Here is a 3632-nt window from a genome sequence, read left to right on the forward strand (position 1 = left end):
AACTGGTGTTAGAAAGGCGGTTCGTCGCTGAAGTCGTTGCCGCCGCCGCCGAAGCCGCCGCCGCCCTGCTGGCCGCCGCCGTAGCTGCCGCCACCGCCGCCGCCACCGCTGTTGCCGCCGCCGAAGCCGCCGCCGCCCTGGGGCGGAGCGGGCGTCGCGGAGGCCCACGGGTCGTCGGCCGGGCCGCCGCCGAAGCCACCGCCGCCTCCGCCGCCCTGGCGGGAGGTGCGGTTGACCTTGGCGGTGGCGTTGCGCAGAGACGGGCCGACCTCGTCGACCTCGACCTCGTAGACCGTGCGCTTCTCGCCTTCCTTGGTCTCGTAGGACCGCTGCTTGAGCCGGCCCTGCACGATGACCCGCATGCCGCGCTGGAGGCTCTCGGCGGCGTTCTCAGCCGCCTGCCGCCACACGTTGCAGGTCAGGAAGAGGCTTTCGCCGTCCTTCCACTCGTTGGTCTGGCGGTCCATGAACCGCGGAGTGGACGCGATGCGGAATCGAGCCACGGCTTGACCCGTGGGGGTGAAGCGCAGCTCCGGGTCGTCGACAAGGTTGCCGACGATGGTGATAACGGTGTCGCCTGCTGCCATGGCTAGCGCTCGCCTTCCTGCACGCCTTCGCTTGGGTTACGGCTCAGATTACGACTGTGCTCCGACAAAAACCGGGAGTCAGTGCACGTCGGGGCGCAGGACCTTGGTGCGCAGAATGCCCTCGTTGAGGTTCATCTGCCGGTCGAGCTCCTTGACCGTCGCGGGCTCCGCGGACAGGTCGATGACGGCGTAGATGCCTTCCGACTTCTTGTCGATGTCGTAGGCGAGACGGCGACGGCCCCAGACGTCGACCTTCTCCACGGTGCCGCCGTCGTTGCGGACCACGGTGAGGAACTGGTCGAGGGACGGCGCCACAGTGCGCTCATCGAGCGAAGGGTCCAAAATGACCATTACTTCGTAACGACGCATGCGGACTCCAACCTCCTCTGGACTCTTGCGGTCACGACACTCTGCCGTGACAGGAGGACGCTGACGTCAGGCCCGGGCGCCCACTTCGGCGCCCCGGGGCGATGGATCACCCATCACAACGCAGCCTGACCAGGTTACCAGCCGCGCGTGGATGGGAAGGCCTGTAGGAAACCCTGGGGGTGACAGCAGTGCCGCACATCCTTCAGCCATCGGAGAGCCGGCGGTTCAGGCTCACGCTCAACAGCGACGGCAGACCTCATCCGGTCGAGAACATCCTGTCCATCGTCACGCTGGTGTGCGGCCTCGTGTCGTTCGCCGCGACGTTCTTCGTCACCGCTCACGCGATCTCGGCGTGGCTGGGCACGCTCGGGTTCGGGGTCGGGCTCTACTCGCAGTACATCTCCGTCACCACGCCGCAGCGCACCCTGAACATCGTCGGCCTGGTGGCGTCGTTCGTCGGCGCCGGGCTCGGCATCGCCCACGGCGGCTTCCTCCCGTAGACGGACCAGGAACGGGCAGGGAAAGGGCAAAAAAACTACGGTCCCGGCCGGACGCCGGGACCGATATAGATGATCATCTTCCGATGTGCAGATCCACTCCGAGCAGGACCAGGAACCAGAGGAACACTGCGAGCAGCGCCTCCGCGATGTCCCTGATGATCCCCGGGGTGATGTAGTCGTACACCCACGCTATGTAGATGCCTATGAGCACATAAATTAAGATGATCAACGAGCGCCAGCGCCAGCGCGTCATGGTCGTTCTCCTCGCGTAGGGGGCGCAAGGCAGCTTCCCTGAGGCACAGTCTCCAAACGGATAAGCTCGTGACATGCGCATTGGAGCTCACGTAGGCCAGGAAGACCCCGCCGCTCGCGCCGCCGAGGTGGGGGCCGAGGTGGTGCAGTTCTTCCTCGGCGATCCACAGGGCTACAAGAAGCCGGTGCTCCCGGAGGTGCCGGTCGAGGGCGTCGACATCTACATCCACGCCCCTTATCTGATCAACGTGGCCACCGCCAACAACCGGATCCGGATCCCGAGCCGCAAGCTGCTGGCCCAGCACCTGGAGGCGGCGGCGGGCCTCGGCGCCAAGGGGCTGATCGTCCACGGCGGTCACATGAACAAGGGCGACGACCCTCAGGCCGGGTTCGACAACTGGCGCAAGGTGTTCGAGCGCATGGAGTGCCCGATCCCGGTCCTGATCGAGAACACCGCGGGCGGCGACAACGCGATGGCCCGCAGGCTCGACCGCATCGCCCGCCTGTGGGACGCGCTCGACGGCTTCGACGTGGGCTTCTGTCTCGACACCTGTCACGCGCACGCGGGCGGCGAGGAGCTCGTCGACGTGGTCGACCGGATCAAGGCGATCACCGGCCGCATCGACCTGGTCCACTGCAACGACTCGCGCGACGAGTTCGACTCGGGCGCCGACCGGCACGCCAACCTGGGCAACGGGAAGATCGACCCCGAGCTGATCCTGGCGGTCTGCCGCGCGGCCGCGGCGCCCATCGTGGTGGAGACGCCCAGCGAGGGTCAGGCCGAGGACATCGCGTTCCTGCGGAAGAACCTCTAGCAACCCTTGGGGGACGGCCTCCGGAGGAAGATCCTTCGAGAGAATCTCCAGGCGATACCCACAGCCTGTGGATAACTTCCCTGGATTACCGCGTCCCACAAGTGGGTATGGGGATCATCCTGCCCACGCGCCACTCAGGAATCGGATCACGTCCAGGAGCATGAGCGGCCCGGAGACCAGCGCGTACGCCACCACCACCCACTGATGCCTGGTGGCCAGCCGCCCGACCGCCACCCACACCGGGAACCACAGCAGCAGCGAGCGCGGGACCGACAGGTAGTAGGCCGAGGTCAGCAGCGCCCCCGCCTGCAGCCCCGTGTACACCAGCTCGCTCCACCTGCGCATCGCCGCCAGCCAGGCGAGCGCGACCACCGACACCACCGCGCCGACCAGCTCCATGCGGAAGGCCACGGCGAAGTCGCCGGTGCCCATCGCAGAGTGCCACGTGGTGTCCCAGGCCTGCCAGGGCCACACCATCTCCCGTCCCCAACCGGCCTCCTGGGCGTGCTTCCAGGCCAGCCAGTCGCCGGAGCGGCTGTAGTGGAAGTACGAGTACGCCACCAGCGGCACGAAGGGCACCAGCAGCCACGGCGCGTCGCGCAGCCGCCGCCTGGACAGCGCGAACTCCACGATCAGCGCGACCGCCAGGAACAGCCCGGTGATCCGCACGCAGGAGGCGCCCGCGGCCAGCACGACCGCCAGTGGCCACTGCCCCTTCCTGGCGGCCAGCCAGGCGGGGATCGCGAACGCCAGGAACAGCGCCTCGCTGTACCCGGCGGTCAGGAAGACGGCCAGCGGGAACATCAGCAGCCCGAGCACGGCCGCCCACCCCGCGCCGCCCTCCAGCTCCGTCAGCCTGGCCAGCGCCACCATGGCCACCAGCCCGGCGACCAGCGAGACGATCAGCCCGCAGGCCGTCCAGTCGGGGACCACGAGGTGGACCAGCCGCATCGCCAGCGGCATCCCGGGGAAGAACGCGGGCAGCCCGGCATCCGGTGGTTTGCCGGGATCGCCGTCGTAGCCGTGCTCGGCGATCGTGATGAACAGCCCGGCGTCCCACTTCCGCCACAGGCCCACGTAGTCGCCCAGCGCGACGCCGAGCAGCGTCC

6 protein-coding genes are annotated in these 3632 nt (G+C 68.1%); 2 read left to right on the forward strand and 4 right to left on the reverse strand.

What is annotated here, in order from left to right:
- Positions 1 to 8: 8 nt before the first annotated feature.
- Positions 9 to 587: a single-stranded DNA-binding protein gene (locus KME77_RS09700; RefSeq protein ID WP_219464313.1), complete on the reverse strand. Its 579-nt coding sequence runs from the start codon at positions 585 to 587 to the stop codon at positions 9 to 11.
- A gap of 78 nt (positions 588 to 665) precedes the next feature.
- Positions 666 to 956 (reverse strand): 30S ribosomal protein S6, encoded by a 291-nt coding sequence (gene rpsF / locus KME77_RS09705; protein ID WP_026214314.1) that lies wholly within the window; start codon positions 954 to 956, stop codon positions 666 to 668.
- Between the two features lie 188 nt (positions 957 to 1144).
- On the opposite strand from rpsF, the gene KME77_RS09710 reads away from it, so the two are divergent.
- Entirely contained in the window at positions 1145 to 1456 is a 312-nt protein-coding gene (locus tag KME77_RS09710) for a hypothetical protein (protein WP_308250641.1), read from the forward strand.
- A gap of 73 nt (positions 1457 to 1529) precedes the next feature.
- Here the strand turns inward: KME77_RS09710 and KME77_RS09715 are convergent, their stop codons facing one another.
- Entirely contained in the window at positions 1530 to 1667 is a 138-nt protein-coding gene (locus KME77_RS09715) for a hypothetical protein (protein ID WP_246609510.1), read from the reverse strand.
- Between the two features lie 115 nt (positions 1668 to 1782).
- Here KME77_RS09715 and KME77_RS09720 point away from each other — a divergent pair, with 115 nt between their 5' ends.
- The gene (locus KME77_RS09720) at positions 1783 to 2523 is read left to right on the forward strand and encodes a deoxyribonuclease IV (RefSeq protein ID WP_219464318.1); all 741 of its coding nucleotides are present in this window, start codon (positions 1783 to 1785) and stop codon (positions 2521 to 2523) included.
- A gap of 114 nt (positions 2524 to 2637) precedes the next feature.
- Here KME77_RS09720 and KME77_RS09725 read toward each other — a convergent pair.
- A partial coding sequence (locus KME77_RS09725) for a mannosyltransferase family protein (RefSeq protein ID WP_219464320.1) occupies positions 2638 to 3632 on the reverse strand: 995 nt, incomplete at its 5' end.

It is taken from the genome of Nonomuraea rhizosphaerae (genome assembly GCF_019396405.1).
Lineage (GTDB): Bacteria > Actinomycetota > Actinomycetes > Streptosporangiales > Streptosporangiaceae > Nonomuraea > Nonomuraea rhizosphaerae.